Here is a 15,787-nt window from a genome sequence, read left to right on the forward strand (position 1 = left end):
GGAGCGACATCGTCGCGCAGAGCCGGAACCCACCCGCCGCCGCGGGACACGGGGATACCCAGGGTCGAAGCACCGGTCACGACGCGAGCCTCAGGGTCAGGATGTGGGGGTCGGCGCGCACGAAATGCTCGCCGCCGAGGTCGACGAAGGTCGGACTGTGGCTCTCGTCGATGGTGAACGGCGCCGGCCAGTCCGCCGGGTGCGAGGCCCGCTCGTCCATGATCCGCGCGAAGTCGAGCGGGTGGTCGAGGCTCGGGTCCGGGACCGCGGCCAGCAGTGCCCGGGTGTACGGGTGGACCGGGTTGCGGAACAGCTCCTCCCGCGGCGCCAGCTCGACCAGCCGGCCGGCGCACATCACCGCGATCCGGTCGGCGATGTAGTCGACGACGGCCAGGTTGTGGGAGATGAACAGGTAGGTCAGGCCGAGTTGCGCCTTCAGGTCCTTCAGCAGGTTCAGCACCTGCGCCTGGATCGACACGTCGAGCGCCGACACCGGCTCGTCGCAGATCAGCATCGACGGCCTGAGCGCGAGCGCGCGGGCGATGCCGATGCGCTGGCGCTGGCCGCCGGAGAAGCTGTGCGGGTAGCGCCGGAGGTGGCGGGCGTCGAGCCCGACCAGCTTCATCAGCTCGGAGACCATCTCGCGCCGCCAGGCCTCGTTGCCGATGCCGTGGATCGCCAGCGGCTCGGCGATGATGTCGAACACCGTCATGCGCGGGTTCAGCGAGCCGAACGGGTCCTGGAACACGAACTGCAGCTTGCGGCGGAAGGCGGTCAGCGCCTCGCCCTGCAGCCCCAGCACGTCGATCTCGCCGTCGTCGTCGGCGAACGACACGCGGCCGGCGTCGGGCCCGATCGCCCGCATGATGACCTTCGACAGCGTGGTCTTGCCGCAGCCGGATTCGCCGACCAGCCCCAGGCACTCGCCGCGCCGCACCTCGAACGACACGTCGTCCAGCGCCATCATGGTGCGGGCCTGCTTGCCGAACATCCCGGCCTTGCGGATCGTGTAGGTCTTGCTCACCCCCTGCACGGACAGGATCGGCCTGTCCTGCGGCGCGGCCGGCCGGCGGTCCTCGGCGCCCGCCATCAGGTGCCCGGTCTCGGCCTTGATCTCGCGCAGCGGCCGCAGCCGCTCGCCCGGGCCCATGTCGAAGCGCGGCACCGCCGCCATCAAGGCCCGCAGGTAGGGGTGCTCGGGCCGCCGGAAGATGTCCTCGACGTCGCCGGATTCCATGACCCGGCCGCGGTACATCACCACGACCTCCTCGGCCATGTTGGCGACCACGCCGAGGTCGTGGGTGATCATCAGCACGGCCATGTGCAGCTCGGACTGCAGGTCGCGCATGAGCTTCAGGATCTGCGCCTGGATCGTCACGTCGAGCGCGGTGGTCGGCTCGTCGGCGATCAGCAGCGCCGGCCGGCACACCAGCGCCATCGAGATCATGGCGCGCTGGCGCAGCCCGCCCGACAGCTCGAACGGATAGGTCCTGAGCGCCCGGTCCGGGTCCGGGAAGCCGACCAGCCGCAGCATGTCGCGGGTCAGCTCGCGCGCCTCGGCCGCCGACACCGAGCGGTGCAGGCGCAGCGCCTCGGTGATCTGGTCGCCGACCGTGTGCAGCGGCGACAGCGAGGTCATCGGCTCCTGGAAGATGATCGAGATCCGGCCGCCCCGCAGCTCGCGCATGGCGCGGCCGTCCGGCGCCAGGCGGACGATGTCGGTGATGGTGCCGGGCTTGTTGGGATCGGCGAACAGGATCGAGCCGCCGAGCACCCTCGCCGGCCGCGGCAGCAGCCCCATGATCGCCTGGCTGACCACCGACTTGCCGGAGCCGGATTCGCCGACCAGCGCCACCGTGGCACCGCGGCGCACCTGGAACGACACCCCGTCGACCGCCACCAGCCGGCCCTCCGGCAGGTCGAAGCCGACCCGCAGGTCGTTGACCCGCAACAGAGGCGTGACGCGTTCGGTCATCGCATCCCCATCCGGTCGTCGTTGTCCGGCGCCGTCCCCCCGGGCGCCATCCCGCCGGGCATCGGCCCGTCGGGCGCCCCGGCGACGAGGCCGAGCGCCTTCAGATTCTCCCGAGTGACGTCGGAAAGCGCAAGCCGGTTGCGCGTCGCCGCGTCGGCGGCCCGCGCGACCACCGTCTCGAACCCGTCCAGGGACGACTCGGCAGCGATCGCGGCGCCGTCGCCGCGCAGCTTGACCTGCATCCAGCCGCCCTCCTTGTCGCGCCGGGTCGCGAAGTAGCGCAGGTCCAGAGCGTCGAGCGCGTCCCAGCGGATCGCCCGGCCGAACGGCCCGGTCGACCGGATGCCGCCGTCGTCGACCTCGAGCGCCGTGGCGCTGCGCAGCCAGGTCCGGAACAGGTAGACCGCGAACAGCGCGGCGAACGCCGAGAACGCGACCGCCAGCCACGTCACCATCGGCATCAGCAGAACCGGCCCGACGGTCAGCAGCAGGCCGAAGCCGCCGCGGATGAAGTCCCCCACGATGGCGCGCCGTTCGTATCGGTGCGTCGTCACCCCGTCCTCCGTGTCTCGTCCCCGGCTCCCGGCGCCGCGCCGGCCGCCGCCATCGCCGCCGCCGGGTCCAGCCACCGGACCGCCGGATGGCCGGCCAGCGTGGCCAGCAGCGGCCGCCACCCGGTCCACCCGGCCGCGTCGGTGACCCGGTGATGGGACAGGATTCCGATCGGTCCGTCCACCGGCGATTCGCGACCGTCCGGCGTCTCAACCGCCCGCAGGCAGGCGTCGAGCGCCGCCGCCACGGCCGCGGCCGGCAGCGGCCCGCGGCCGCCCCGCCAGTCGATCAGGTCGACATGGGTGTCGAGCCGCGGCACGGCGGCCGGCACCGGCCGCCGGCGCCGGGAGGCGAAGCCGGACAGGACCCGGATCCCGGTCTCGCCCAGCCGGCCCGGCAGGTCGTCGCCGATCCGGTTCCACGGCGGCACGAAGCACGGCAGCGCCCGCTCGCCGGCCAGCGCCCGCAGCCGCCGCCAGGCCCCGGCGATCTCCCGCAACCGGACCTCGGGCTCCCGCTCCGGCCCGTACTCAGACTTTTTCGTTCCGGATTCCGAATGATTTTGGTGGTGCCAGCCGTGCACCAGCAGCCTGCCGTCGCCGGCGGCGTCGACGGCTTCGGGCACCAGCCGCCCGGCGACCGCCGCCAGCCCCGGCACGATGCCGAACCCGCCGAGCTCCGCCAGCAGCGCCGCCAGTTCCGGGGTCGGCCGCTCCAGGTCGTCGTCGCGCCACCACAGTGCGGCGGTCCGGCCGGACGCGGCGAAGCGGTCGAGGGTCGCGCGCAGGCGGTCGGTCGCGCCGGCCGACGGCCCGGTCATGCCGCGGCCCGCTCGCGCACCGCCCTCATCACCAGGGCGGCGGCGGCACGCGCCCCGTCGAGGTCGACCGCCGGCACCGCGTCGCGCGGCCGCGCCAGCGCCCGGCCGATCGCCGCCGCCAGGGTCGCCGGCCGCAGCCCGGTCTCCGGCACCACCTCGAGGGCGCCGGCCTCGGCCAGCAGGTCGGCGCGCAGCCGCTGCTCGGTCTCGACCCCGCCCTCGAACGGCACTACGACGGCCCGGGCCCGCACCGCCATCAGCTCCAGCAGGGTGTTGTAGCCGGCCTGGCTGATCGACAGCGCCGCCCCGGCCATCAGCGCCGGCAGGTCCGGGCGCATGGTCTCGACCACCAGGTTCGGCCGGCCGAGGCCGCGCAGGTAGTCCAGCGCGTCGGCCCGCATGTGGTGGCCGGTGACGAAACGCCAGGTGCGGTCGGCCAGCGGCAGCGCCGGCATGGCGTCGGCGATCCGGCGCATGAAGTCGTGGCCGACCGCGCCGCCGCCGGCCGACACCAGCACCTCGCCGGTCGCCAGCGGGTCGGCCTCGGGGATCGCCAGGTCGTCGGCGTTCACGACGTAGCCGGTGTACGCCAGCGGCACCCGGATGTCGGCGGCCATCGGGAAGGTCCGCTCCAGCCTCACAAGCCGCGGGTCCGCATGGATCATTGCGACATCGTAATAGGCATTCAGGGTGTCGACGATCTCCCGGTTGCGGTCGGCCCGCGGCTTGGTGACCAGGATGTCGCGCATCGACGACAGCACCACCGGCCGCCACGGCGCCTCCCGCGCCGCCTCCAGCAGCGGCAGCAGCTCGAACCGCATCTGCCGGCGCCCGAACGGGAACAGCTCGGTGATCACCGCCGCCGGCCGGCGCTCGGCCAGCAGCGCCAGCAGCCGGTCGCGGCGGGCGTCGCGGAAGCCGTCGTCGATCGGCCGGTCGTGCTGGTCGACCAGCACCTTGAAGGCGTCGTCGAGCGCCCGCACCGGCGGCAGCTGGACCAGTTCGGCGCCGCCGAGCGGCAGGTGCGGCACCGGCATGCCGCCGGACACGAAGTCGACCGCCAGGCCCTCGGCCACCAGCCCGCGGGCGACCGCCGCCGCCCGCCGCAGATGGCCGATGCCCAGCAGGTTCTGGACGTACAGCAGGACCCGGGGCTGGTCAGATCGGGCGCTCATGCAGGCGGCTCCAGCGGGATGTTGGGACGCTCCAGGCTCCAATGCCCGTCGGCGTCGAGACGAAACAGATGGGCGGCGGTCCAGTCAAGGCGCACCGGCGGCTTGCCGGTCATGTCCCAGCCGGTCGCCAGCGCCAGCGCCGCCCGGATCACGCCCTTGTGGGTCACGGCGGCGGTGTCACGCCGGGCCGCCAACAGGCGGACGCCGAGCCCGACCAGCCGCCCCTGCACGGCACGCGGGCTCTCGCCGCCCGGCGGCGTGAAGTCGAGGCCGCGCGCCTCGTTGGCGAGGGCGTCCGGATCCCGGGCGCGGGCCTCGGCCAGGGTCATCCCCTCCCAGCTGCCGTAGTCCATCTCGATCAGCGCCGGCTCCGGCTCCGCCGCGACACCGAGCGCCTGGGCGGTCTGCCGGGCCCGGGCGAGCGGACTCGTCAGCCAGCCGAACCCGGCGAGGTCGGCAGGGACCGTGCGCCGGGCGACCGCGGCGCGGCCGGCATCGGACAGCGGGATGTCGGCCCGGCCCTGCAGCCGGCGGCCGGCGTTCCAGTCGGTCGGGCCGTGGCGCAGCAGGGCCAGCCGGATCACGCCGTCCTCCGCCGCTCGACCGCCGCCCGCAGCCAGACGTCGAGGGTGGCGGCGGCGCCGGCCAGCGTGTGCTCGGCCAGCACGGTCCGGCGCGCCGCCCCGCCCATCGCGCGGCGGCGGTCGGGGTCGTCGAGCAGGGCCCGCAGGGCGGCGGCGAAGGCGGCGGCGTCGCCTTCCGGGACCAGCAGCCCGGTGGTGCCGTCGCGCACGATGTCCGGCACCCCGCCGGCCGCCCCGGCCAGCACCGGCAGGCCGGCGGCCTGGGCCTCCAGCAGCGCCATGCCGTAGGCCTCCTGGATCGCCGGCCAGACCAGCAGGTCGGCGGCGGCGTACAGGCGGGCCAGGCGGGCCGGATCGACCGCCCCGGCCCACCGCACCCGGTCGCCGAACGGCGCCAGCGCGGCCTCGACTTCGGGCCGGACCGGGCCGTCGCCGGCGACCAGCAGCCGCCAGCGGCGGTCCGGCACCCGCGCCAGGGCGTCCCCCAGCACGCCGTAGGACGCGGCCTTGGCGCCCGGCCGCATCATGCCGACCGCCAGCAGCCAGGGCTCGTCCGCCGGCAGGCCGAGCTCGCCGCCGACCTGCGCGCGCGCGGCGTCGCGCGGCTCCGGCTCGCCCGGCTCCAGGAACGGGCGCAGGCGCTCGTAGCGGCCGCCGGGTCCCAGGGCCGGCTCGACCTTGGCCGCGTCCCGACTGTTCAGCCCGACCGCCAGGTCGGCCCGGGCCAGCGCCGCCAGGGTGCCGCGGTGGCCGATGTCCCACGGCCCGCCGGCCCGCTTGGCCGCCACCGAGACCTCGGCGACCGCGTACGGGATGCCGAGCGCGTCGGCCACCGCCGGGCCGATCCAGTCCGGCGCCTTGTAGTACAGGTGATAGGTGAACCAGGCGTCCGGCGCCGGCCGCCGGCCGGCCCGCACCGCCGCCACGTAGCGCGCCGCCAGCCGGGCGCCGAGGGCGGCCAGCCGGGCCTGGCGCTCGGGATCGCCGGCGCCGTCGCGGCTGCGCATCCGCGACGCCAAGTCGACCTCGTGGCCGGCGCTGCGCAGTGCCCGGATCAGCAGCCGCGCCATGGTGCGGTCGCCCGACGGCCGGTCGGAATCGGGCGGTTTCAGGGGCGCGTAGAACGCGATCCTCATGCCACGTCTGCGAGGCCGGCGGCCCCATCAGCGGAGTCGCCGAGCCCGAACCGGGCGGCCAGCCGGTCGAGCCCGGCATCGTGGCCGAACGCGGTGCGGACCCGCTCGCGCCCGGCCGCCCCGAGCCCCCGGCGACGCACCGGGTCGCCCGCCGCCGCCGCCAGCGCCGCCGCCAGCGCCGGCGGATCCCCGGGCGGTACCAGCACGCCGGTGACGCCGTCCTGGATCAGCTCCGGGATCGCCGCGACCCGGGTCGCCACCGCGGCGAGGCCGGCGGCCTGGGCCTCCATCAGCACGTTCGGCAGGCCGTCGCGGTCGCCGTCGCCGGCGATCTTGCTGGCCAGCACGAACAGGTCACCGGCGGCCAGCGCCGCCAGCACGGCGGCCCGCGGCCGGGCGCCCGACCAAGTGATCCGGTCGGCGATGCCGAGGGCCTGGGCCTGCTCGCGCAGCGCCTTGATCAGGCCGCCGCCGCCGATGTGGACGAACCGCCAGTGCAGGCCGGCCGGCAGCGCGGCGAGGGCCGCCAGCAGGTCGTCGTAGCCCTTCTTGGCGACCGCCCGGCCGACCGAGACGATCACCACCGGATCCGCCGGGTCGCTGCCGTCGCGCGCCGGGCGCTCGGCCGGCGGCGGGAAGTCGGTCAGGTCGAGGCCGTGATACAGCAGCTCGACCCGGCCGGGATCGGGCGCCAGCGCCGCCAGGTGGTCGCGGCCGACCGCCGTGCAGGTCACCGCCCACGCGGCATCCGCCAGCTTCTCGCGCTTCTCCCACTCGGGCGTGGTCCAGATGTCCTTGGCGTGCGCCGAGGCCGACCAGCTGCGGCCGCTCATGACCGCGGCGTAGCGCGCCACCGACGACGGGGTGTGCAGGAAGTGCGCGTACAGGTGCCGGATCGCCGGGTCGAGCTCGCCTGCCAGCACGCAGGCCTGGCCGAACCGCCGCACCCGGTTCGGGGTCGGGTCGCGCAGCAGGTCGCGCCACCAGGTCGCCCGGGCCGCCCGGTAGCCGGGCATGCGCCGGGCCTTCCACCAGCCGCGCAGCACCCGCAGCGGCTCCTGGTAGAGATACTCCGGCAGGTAGCGCACCGGCGCGCTGATCGCGGCGTGGACCGGATGGGCGGTGCGGTCGGTCGGGTGCCGCAGCGAGACGATCTCGAACGCCAGGCCCCGGCGCTGCAGGCCGAGCAGCTCCTGGGCGATGAAGGTCTCCGACAGCCGCGGGTAGCCCTTCAGGACCACCGCCACCGGCCCCCGGGCGACCGGCCCGGGCGAGGCCGTCGCTCCCGTCACGGCGGCTCCCCCGGCGGTCTCGGCGGCGGGCGCGCTCACGCCTGCTGGCGGAACGGGACGACCGGCCGGGTCGCGCGGGCGTCGACCCAGCGATCGACCAGCTGGGCGACCCGGTCCAGGCCGTCGAGCAGCGCGAGCCCGGTCGCCTCCGACGGCAGCTTCTGGGCGGGCAGGCGGCGGATCGCCTCGGCCATCGCCCTGGGGTCGCGGTCGCCGTCCTCGACCAGCACGCTCAGCAGGCCGAGCTCCTCGGCGCGCTTGGCCCGGATGTACTGCTCGAGCCGCGGCTCGGTGCGCGGCACGATCAGCGCCCGTTTGTCGAACGACAGGATCTCGCAGAAGGTGTTGTAGCCGCCCATCGCGACGATCGCGGCGCAGCGGGCCATCAGCCCCTCGATCCGCGAATCGAAGGTGATGGCGTGCACCCGGTCCAGGTTCTCGGCGCGCTCGATCAGCTCGCGCTGCTGCTCCTGCGGCATGAACGGGCCAAGCACCATCAGCGCCGGATAGGGCAGGTGCGGATCCTCCTCGTAGGCCCGCAGCACCCAGTCCATCATCGGCTCGCCGTCGCCGCCGCCGCCGGCGGTCACCAGCAGGTAGGGCTCGTCGCCGAACGGCAGCGCCGGCACCGTGGAGGCCACCGTCGACGCGTGCCGGCGGAGATAGCCGGTGTAGCGGGTCTTGAGCTTCACCGAGGCCGGAATGTCGAGGCCGTCATAGGGGTCGCAGACCTCCTTGACGCCGTACACCCAGATCTCGTCGTACAGCTCCTGGAGCGCCGGCAGGACCTTCTTGCGCTCCCATTCCGGGACCAGCAGCTCCGGCTCGTCCATCACGTCGCGCAGGCCGAGGACCAGCGGCGTGCCGCGGTCCTTGAGCATCTCCAGGGTGTCCTTGACCTCGCCGCGCAGCCCCCAGGGCTCCTTGTCGACGATGAAGACGTCCGGGTCGAAGTGCTCGGCCGTGTGCTTGATGATCGAGGCCCGGAGCTGGACCGTCTCCTCGATGTCCATGTGCAGCGACAGCGACGTGTAGTCGCCGTTGCGCAGCTTGATGACGCCGGGGATCCGGACGAAGTCGACACGCGTGCGGAAGTCGAAGCTGCCGATGATCGGCGAGCCGGACAGGATCAGCACGCTGATTCCCGGATCGGCCTCGACCAGCGCGTGCGCGATGGCCCGACAGCGCCGCAGGTGTCCGAGACCGAGCGTGTCGTGGCTGTACATCAGGACGCGGGCGTGCGTCCGACGCCTAGGCTGACTCATCGGTCTCCTCGCGACCGTTGCCGGTACAATGCGACTATCGGCTGCGACCCCTCGCCGGGCGACTATGCCACATCGCCCCTACCCTCGAAACTGTAACCTTTTCAGCCGGTCCGGTGTTGATCGGCCGGATGATTGCCCCCAAACTCCGCTGCCATTCACAGCGCCGGGCCGGATGCCATGGAACCGAGTATCTACCGGTTCATCTTCCGATACAGCAAGCGCGAACAGCTTGTGCTGCTGGTCATGACGGGGCTGTCGTTCCCGTTCCTGTACTACTCGCTCGACCTGCCGAAGAGGATCATCAACGAGGCGCTCGGCGCCAAGGGCGCGGCCAGCTTCCCGACCGAATGGCTCGGCTTCACCTTCGACCAGCTGGAATATCTGTGGACCCTCTCCGGCCTGTTCCTGGCGCTGGTGTGCATCAACGGCGGCTTCAAGTACACCATCAACGTGTACCGCGGCCAGCTCGGCGAGCGCATGCTGCGGCGGCTGCGCTACGAGCTGTACGCCCGGGTCCTGCGGTTCCCGCTGAGCCGGTTCCGGCGCATGAGCCAGGGCGAGATCATCCCGATGATCACCGCCGAGGTCGAGCCGCTCGGCGGCTTCATCGGCGACTCGATCTCGCTGCCGGCGTTCCAGGGCGGCACGCTGATCACCATCCTGTTCTTCATGTTCGTGCAGGACCCGGTGCTCGGGCTGGCGGCGATCTCGCTGTACCCGGTGCAGGCCTACGTGATCCCCAAGCTGCAGCGCCAGGTCAACCTGCTCGGCAAGGAGCGGGTGCGGACCGTGCGGGCGCTCTCGGACAAGATCGGCGAGACGGTGTCCGGCGTGCAGGAGGTGCACGCCAACGACGGTGCCCGGCTGATGCTGGCGCGCTTCGCCGAACGGCTCGGGCGGATCTACGACATCCGCTTCGAGATCTACAAGAAGAAGTTCTTCATCAAGTTCCTCAACAACTTCCTGGCCCAGCTCACGCCGTTCTTCTTCTACTCGATCGGCGGCTACCTGGTGATCCAGGGCAGCCTCTCGATCGGCGCGATGGTGGCGGTGCTGGCCGCCTACAAGGACCTGTCGGCGCCGTGGAAGGAGCTGCTCGGCTACTACGAGCGCAAGGAAGACGCCCGGATCAAGTACGAGCAGGTGATCGAGCAGTTCGATCCGCCGGGCGTGATGGACCCGGCCATGCAGACCGGCGAGACCGACGACGGACCGGCCGCGCCGGCCGGCTTCCGGTCCTCGAATCTCGGCCTGGTCGACGACGACGGCGAGACCCAGCTGGACGGCGTCAACCTGCGCATCGAGGCCGGCGAGCGGGTCGCGCTGCTCGGTCCGACCAACGGCGGCAAGGAGGCGCTCGGCCTGGTGCTGGCGCGGCTGGTGCCGCCGACCAGCGGCAACCTCGCCTTCGGCGACCGCGACATCACCGGCCTGCCGGAAGCGGTCACCGGCCGGCGCATCGGCTATGTCGGCCCGGCCGCCTTCGCGTTCTCGACGACGATCCGCGAGAACCTGCTGATGGGCGCCATGCACCGGCCCCTGCTCGAGCCGGAACGCGACGAGGACGCCCGGGCGGCGGTCCACAAGTCGCTGGCCGACGCCGCGATCGCCGGGAACTCGACCGACGACCCGAACGCCGACTGGGTGGACTACGCGGCGATCGGGCTGGCCGAGCCGGCCCGGCTGTCGGCGCGCCTGGTCGAGCTGCTCGACGTGGTCGACCTGTGGGACGACTGCTACCAGCTCGGTCTGCGCGGCACGCTCGACCCCGAGCTGCGACCCGACGTCGCGGCCCGGATCCTGGAGGCCCGGCGCGGCTTCGCCGACCGCCTGGCCGGCGATCCGGCGCTCGCCGAGCTGGTCGAGCCGTTCGCCGCCGACCACTACAACTCCAATGCCTCGGTCGCCGAGAACCTGCTGTTCGGCACGCCGGTCGACGCCACGTTCTCGGTCGACGGCATCGCCACCAACGAGTACGTCCGCCGCACCCTGGATTCCGTCGGCCTCACCGACGACTTCCTGACCATGGGCCGCGACATGGCGGCGACGATGGTCGAGCTGTTCGCCGACCTGCCGGCCGACCACGAGTTCTTCGCGCAGTTCAGCTTCATCTCGCCGGACGACCTGCCGGAGTTCCAGGCGCTGGTGACCCGGACCGACCGCGGCGGGCTGGAGAACCTGTCGGAGGAGGACCGGACGCGGCTGCTGTCGCTGCCGTTCAAGCTGGTGCAGGCGCGCCACCGGCTCGGGCTGCTGGACGCCGCCATGCAGGCGCGGATCCTGGAGGCCCGGCGGGCGTTCGCGGAGAATCTGCCGCCCGAGCTGGAGGGCGCGGTCGCGTTCTTCTCCGCGGACGCCTACAACGCCGCCGCCTCGGTCCAGGACAACGTGCTGTTCGGCAAGATCGCCTACGGCCAGGCCGACGCCGCCGGCCGGGTCGGCGCGGTGCTCGCCGAGGTCCTGGAACGGCTCGACCTGCGCTCGACGGTGATCGAGGTCGGCCTCGACTTCCAGGTCGGGATCGGCGGCTCCCGGCTGAGCGCGCCGCAGCGCCAGAAGATCGGGATCGCCCGGGTGCTGCTGCGCCGTCCGGACGTGCTGGTGTTCAACGACGCGGTGGCCGCGATCGACAGCGCCGCCCAGGCGCGGGTGATGGAGCGGATCCTGGCGGAGGCCGAGGGCCGGACCGTGATCTGGGCCCTGCAGCGCGCCGATCTCGCCCGGCGGTTCGACCGGGTAATTGTCTTGCGCGGCGGGCGGGTGGTCGAGGACGGCCCGCTCGACCGGCTCGACCGCGACGGTACCGAGTTCCATGCCATGGCCGCCGGCGACTGACGGCGGAGGGGAGTACGATGAGCATCAACCAGGAAGTCGAGCTCCTGCGGAACATCCCGCTGTTCGCCAAGATCGAGCCGTCCAAGCTCAAGCTGCTGGCGTTCACCTCGGAGCGGCTCAGCTATCAGCCCGACCAGGTGCTGTGCCGGCAGGGCGATATCGGCGACGCCGCCTACATCATCATCGACGGCGAGGCGGCGGTCCGGATCGCGACGCCGTCGGGCGACATCGAGGTGGCACGGCTCGGACGCGGCGACGTGGTCGGCGAGATCGCGATCCTGTGCGACGTGCCGCGCACCGCCACGGTCTCCGCGGTCGAGCGGGTCACGGCTCTCAAGATCACCAAGGAGCTGTTCTTCCGGCTGATCAACGAGTTTCCGCAGATCGCGATCGAGATCATGCGCGAGCTGGCCGGTCGCCTGGAGCGGACCAACGCCCAACTGCGCGACGCCGTGACACGATCCGCACCACAATAACGAACAGAATACTCCCTATAATTCAGGAACCTGATAAATGAGTCGATTGGACAGCGCCATTCGCCGTCTGAAAGCCCAGAAATCGGCGCTGGAGGATGCCGCACGGCGGATCGCCGGCGTCGAAGGACCGTTGCTGGAGTTCGGGCTCGGCAACGGTCGGACCTACGATCACCTGCGCACGATCCTGCCGGGCCGGCGCATCGTGGTGTTCGACCGCCAGGTCGCGGCGCATCCGGACTGCATTCCGCCGGAGCCGGACCTGTACCTGGGCGACCTGTTCGAGACCCTGCCGAGGGCCGTGCGGGAGCTCGGCCCGACCGCCGCCCTGGCGCATCTCGACATCGGCACCGGCGACAAGGCCCGGAGCATGGCGCTGGTGGCACGGGCCGCGCCGCTGATCGCCGGGCTGCTGGCCCACGGCGCGGTGGTGGTCAGCGACCAGCCGATCGAGGGCGTTCCCGGGCTCGCCCCGCTGCCGCTGCCGTCCGACATCGAACCCGGCCGCATCCACATGCTGGTGAAGGCGTGACCGGCGCGACGGAGGCCCCGACCAGCTACGTGGTCACCGACATCGAGGCCGACGGGCCGGATCCCGGGCGGCATTCGATGCTCAGCTTCGGCAGCGCCGCGGTCGACGGGGCCGGCCGGGTGCTCGGCGAGTTCACCGCCAACCTGCGGCCGCTGCCCGGTGGCGAGCAGGATCCCGGCACCATGGCATGGTGGCGGTCCGAGCCCGAGGCCTGGCGCGAGACGACGCGCGACCCGCAGGACCCGGCGGCGGTGATGACCGGCTTCGCGGACTGGGTCCGGAGCCTGCCCGGACTGCCGGTGTTCGTCGCCCACCCGCTGACCTTCGACGGGCTGTGGATCGACTGGTACCTGCAGCGGTTCGTCGGCTGCCGGCTGTTCCGCCGGCCGCGCTCGCCGGGGCTGTGCCACGCCGGCGGCCTGGACCTGCAGTCCATGGTCAAGGTCGCTACCGGACGGCACTACCGGCACTGCGAACGGGTGCACTACCCGGCGGAATGGCTGGGTGGGCACGATCACAGCCACCGCGCCATCGACGACGCGCGCGGCTACGCCCACCTGCTCACGCTGCTGCTGAACGGCCGGATCGGCTCCGGGGACTGAGGCCCCGCCGCGCGGCGGGGACCGTCAGAGCTTCAGGTCGACGATCACCGGGACGTGGTCGGAGGCCTTCTCCCAGCCGCGCGCGGCGCGCAGCACCGACACGCCGTCGACCGCCCCGGCGAGCGGCGGGGTCACCCAGACGTGGTCCAGCCGGCGCCCGCGGTCGGACAGCGCCCAGTCGCGCGCCCGGTAGCTCCACCAGGTGTACAGCCGCTGTTCCGCCGGGATCCGGTGGCGTACCGCGTCGACCCAGCCGAGCCCGGCCTGGATGCCGCACAACGCGTCGACCTCGACCGGCGTGTGGCTGACCACGTCGAGCAGCTGCTTGTGCGACCAGACGTCGGTCTCCAGCGGGGCGATGTTCAGGTCGCCGACCAGGATCATCGGCTGCGCCGCGGAGCGGGTGTCCGCGAGCCAGCGGCGGAGCTCGGCCAGGAACTCCAGCTTGTGGGCGAATTTCGGGTTGGCCTGCGGGTCCGGGACGTCGCCGCCGGCCGGGACGTACAGGTTGTGGAGCTCGGGGCCGCCGTCGATCCGGACCGAGACGTGGCGGGCATCGGCCCTGCCGCAGAATTCGCGGCGCTCGGTCTCCTCGATCGGCAGGCGCGACACCACGGCCACCCCGTTGTAGCCCTTCATGCCGACCACCGCCTGGTGGGGGTAGCCGGCTTCGGCGAATGCGGCGGCCGGGAACTGGTCCTCCAGCGCCTTGGTCTCCTGCAGGCACAGCACGTCGGGTGCCGCCTCGGCGATCAGGTCGAGGGCGCGCGGCAGCCGCAGCCGCACCGAGTTGATGTTCCAGGTTGCGATCCGCATGTCAGGCCCCCCGCACCCGGGACGCGGCGGGGCGGCTGGCGGCGGGGCGGTACACGCCAGGCGACGGCACCGTTTCGCAAGCGGTTCCAGTTTCCGCCGGTGCGATCGCCGGCGGAGGCGGGGCGGCGCCGGCACCGAGCGTTGCCGGGCGGCCGGGACCGGGCCGGATTCGACGGGTCGGCAGGGCCGCGGGGCGGGCCATCGGGGCGGCCTGCCGGTTCGAGCGGTCGATCTTGTAGAGCATTGTCAAGCCGTGAGTTATCGGACCGATAGGCCGGTCTGTTCCGGAGCTGCTGCGGGGCCGCCCGCCGGCTTCCGGCGGGGGTGGGCGGCTATTTGAGCGGGAACCGCCTTCGCGGTCCAGTCTCACGGCCCCGGTCGCGTGCCGGCGCCGGCGACGGGCCCGGGGCGGAACCGGAGGCGCGATCGGGGAAGGGACCGGGAGCGGGAGCGGGACCGGAGGCGGATACCGGGTCGATCGGACAGGACTTCAGTCATAACCAAACGGCACGACTTAAATGATGTGAAAGTTATGGATGCGCCTTCTACAAGTCAAAACTCCTTCGTTGACATGGCAGTTACGGGTTTCCATAGTCCTCGAGTTTCGCGGCAACCCCGGATTGCCCAGCCGGCGCAAGAACCGGGGACCGGAGTTCACACAGGGAGGATCCAAGATGCAGACACGCCGCCTCGTGCTCGGCGCGCTGGCCGCCGCGGCACTTTCGTTCCCGTTCGCCGCCGCGCAGGCGGCCGACGTCACCTTGCGGGTCCACCACTTCCTGCCGCCGGTCGCCAACACCCAGACCAAGGTGCTGGAGCCCTGGAAGAAGGAAGTCGAGCAGGCCTCGGGCGGCCGGATCGCCATCGAGATCTTCCCGGCCATGCAGCTCGGCGGCAAGCCGCCGCAGCTGATCGACCAGGCCCGCGACGGCGTGGTCGACATCGTGTGGACGCTGCCGAGCTACACGCCCGGCCGGTTCCCGACCACCGCGGTGTTCGAGCTGCCGTTCATGGTCTCGACCGCAGCGGCGACCACGCAGGCGATGCAGGAATTCTACGAGAAGAACCTGCGCGACGAGTATGCGGACGTGCACCCGCTGATGTTCCACGTGCACGCCCGCGGCGTGATCCACACCAAGGATCCGGTGGCGAAGATCGAGGACCTGGACGGGTTGAAGATCCGCGCCCCCAGCCGCTCGATCGGCAAGGCGCTCGAGACCATGGGCGCGACCCCGGTGTTCATGCCGGTGCCGGCGCTGCCGGAGGCGCTGTCCAAGGGCGTGGTCGACGGCGCGGTGATTCCGTGGGAGATCACCATCCCGCTGAAGATCTCCGAACTGGTCGACAACCACCTGGAGATCCCCGGGCCGCGCGGCCTTTACACCTCGGTGTTCGTGCTGGCGATGAACAAGGCCAGGTACGAGGGCATGCCGGCCGATCTGCGCAAGATCCTGGACGACCACACCGGCATGCACATGGCCAGGTGGGTCGGCAAAGTCTGGGACGAGATCGAGCAGCCGGGCCTCGCCAAGGCCAAGCAGAGCGGGGCGGTTCGCCAGCTCTCGGCCGAGCAGGTCGAGCGGATGCGCAACGTCACCGCCAGCGTCCGCGGCGACTGGATCGCCGAGATGAACAAGGCGGGCAAGGACGGCGCCGCCCTCCTCAAGGAGGCCAGCGTCCTGATCGACAAGTACAGCCAGTGAGCCTGACTCTCGCTCCGGAACGGGGCG

General features: G+C 72.5%; 14 protein-coding genes. 5 read left to right on the top strand and 9 right to left on the bottom strand.

All coding sequences use genetic code 11. The annotated features are described in order from the left end of the window. Positions 1–76: 76 nt before the first annotated feature. Genes IE246_RS00530 through IE246_RS00565 form a run of 8 tightly spaced genes read right to left on the bottom strand, consistent with a single transcriptional unit; the run spans position 77 to position 8,799 of the window. A complete protein-coding gene (locus IE246_RS00530) occupies positions 77–1,975 on the bottom strand; it encodes an ABC transporter ATP-binding protein (RefSeq protein WP_189986953.1) in 1,899 nt (632 codons plus the stop codon). Beyond that, positions 1,972–2,529 carry a hypothetical protein gene (locus IE246_RS00535; protein ID WP_189986954.1) on the bottom strand — a complete coding sequence of 186 codons (558 nt, stop codon included), beginning with the start codon at positions 2,527–2,529 and terminating at the stop codon, positions 1,972–1,974. Before IE246_RS00535 ends, IE246_RS00530 begins: the two co-directional genes overlap by 4 nt. After that, positions 2,526–3,347, bottom strand: a complete 822-nt coding sequence (locus IE246_RS00540; RefSeq protein WP_189986955.1) for a polysaccharide deacetylase family protein — start codon at positions 3,345–3,347, stop codon at positions 2,526–2,528. Before IE246_RS00540 ends, IE246_RS00535 begins: the two co-directional genes overlap by 4 nt. Beyond that, a complete protein-coding gene (locus IE246_RS00545; protein ID WP_189986956.1) occupies positions 3,344–4,522 on the bottom strand; it encodes a glycosyltransferase family protein in 1,179 nt (392 codons plus the stop codon). The genes IE246_RS00540 and IE246_RS00545 overlap by 4 nt, the downstream gene beginning before the upstream one ends. Further along, a complete protein-coding gene (locus tag IE246_RS00550; RefSeq protein WP_189986957.1) occupies positions 4,519–5,106 on the bottom strand; it encodes a histidine phosphatase family protein in 588 nt (195 codons plus the stop codon). Before IE246_RS00550 ends, IE246_RS00545 begins: the two co-directional genes overlap by 4 nt. Further along, complete coding sequence (locus IE246_RS28085; protein WP_308434468.1) at positions 5,103–6,242, bottom strand: glycosyltransferase family 4 protein; 1,140 nt, start codon at positions 6,240–6,242, stop codon at positions 5,103–5,105. Before IE246_RS28085 ends, IE246_RS00550 begins: the two co-directional genes overlap by 4 nt. Beyond that, positions 6,239–7,534, bottom strand: coding sequence for a glycosyltransferase (locus IE246_RS00560; RefSeq protein WP_229836165.1), 1,296 nt, complete (start codon positions 7,532–7,534; stop codon positions 6,239–6,241). Before IE246_RS00560 ends, IE246_RS28085 begins: the two co-directional genes overlap by 4 nt. 35 nt (positions 7,535–7,569) lie before the next feature. Next, positions 7,570–8,799, bottom strand: coding sequence for a glycosyltransferase family protein (locus IE246_RS00565; RefSeq protein WP_229836166.1), 1,230 nt, complete (start codon positions 8,797–8,799; stop codon positions 7,570–7,572). A 177-nt stretch (positions 8,800–8,976) separates the two neighbouring features. Here IE246_RS00565 and IE246_RS00570 point away from each other — a divergent pair, with 177 nt between their 5' ends. Genes IE246_RS00570 through IE246_RS00585 form a run of 4 tightly spaced genes read left to right on the top strand, consistent with a single transcriptional unit; the run spans position 8,977 to position 13,241 of the window. Then, positions 8,977–11,634, top strand: a complete 2,658-nt coding sequence (locus tag IE246_RS00570) for an ABC transporter ATP-binding protein (protein ID WP_189986958.1) — start codon at positions 8,977–8,979, stop codon at positions 11,632–11,634. Between the two features lie 17 nt (positions 11,635–11,651). Beyond that, positions 11,652–12,110, top strand: a complete 459-nt coding sequence (locus IE246_RS00575; RefSeq protein WP_189986959.1) for a cyclic nucleotide-binding domain-containing protein — start codon at positions 11,652–11,654, stop codon at positions 12,108–12,110. A gap of 37 nt (positions 12,111–12,147) precedes the next feature. Next, entirely contained in the window at positions 12,148–12,639 is a 492-nt protein-coding gene (locus IE246_RS00580; protein ID WP_189986960.1) for a class I SAM-dependent methyltransferase, read from the top strand. Continuing rightward, entirely contained in the window at positions 12,636–13,241 is a 606-nt protein-coding gene (locus IE246_RS00585; RefSeq protein WP_189986961.1) for a 3'-5' exonuclease family protein, read from the top strand. Before IE246_RS00580 ends, IE246_RS00585 begins: the two co-directional genes overlap by 4 nt. Positions 13,242–13,265: 24 nt before the next feature. Here IE246_RS00585 and IE246_RS00590 read toward each other — a convergent pair whose 3' ends face one another. Next, on the bottom strand, positions 13,266–14,057 hold the full coding sequence (locus tag IE246_RS00590; protein WP_189986962.1) for an exodeoxyribonuclease III: 792 nt from the start codon (positions 14,055–14,057) through the stop codon (positions 13,266–13,268). Between the two features lie 674 nt (positions 14,058–14,731). Between IE246_RS00590 and IE246_RS00595 the strand changes: the two genes are divergently transcribed. Further along, entirely contained in the window at positions 14,732–15,760 is a 1,029-nt protein-coding gene (locus IE246_RS00595) for a TRAP transporter substrate-binding protein (RefSeq protein ID WP_189986963.1), read from the top strand. Positions 15,761–15,787 lie beyond the last annotated feature (27 nt).

Origin of the sequence: Thalassobaculum fulvum (assembly GCF_014652915.1) — a bacterium.
Classification (GTDB): Bacteria; Pseudomonadota; Alphaproteobacteria; order Thalassobaculales; family Thalassobaculaceae; genus Thalassobaculum_A; species Thalassobaculum_A fulvum.